Origin of the sequence: Pseudomonas sp. 30_B (assembly GCF_017491605.1) — a bacterium.
GTDB lineage: Bacteria > Pseudomonadota > Gammaproteobacteria > Pseudomonadales > Pseudomonadaceae > Pseudomonas.
In genome coordinates this window covers 1-238 of the sequence record NZ_JAFGYY010000539.1, presented here as the reverse complement: position 1 = coordinate 238, position 238 = coordinate 1, and the positions used below count along the sequence as shown (strand labels likewise).

At 64.7% G+C, this 238-nt stretch carries 1 protein-coding gene; it reads left to right on the top strand.

The features are described from left to right. Positions 1-238, top strand: a 238-nt coding sequence (locus tag J5M67_RS29390; protein WP_207888777.1) for a sulfatase-like hydrolase/transferase, incomplete at both ends; no start/stop codon positions are given.

The following is a 238-nucleotide window of genomic DNA, read 5'->3' as shown; positions in this document are numbered from 1 at the left end:
CTCGATGAAGGGCCAGAGCGGCATGCCCGGCAACGAGTACGCCGACGGCATGCTCGAACACGACGGCGACGTCGGCAAACTGCTCAAGACCCTCGACGACCTGAAGCTCAGCGACAACACCATCGTCATCTACACCACCGACAACGGCCCGAACCAGTGGTCCTGGCCGGATGCGGCCACCACCCCGTTCCGCAACGAGAAGAACTCCAACTGGGAAGGCGCCTACCGGGTGCCGGCG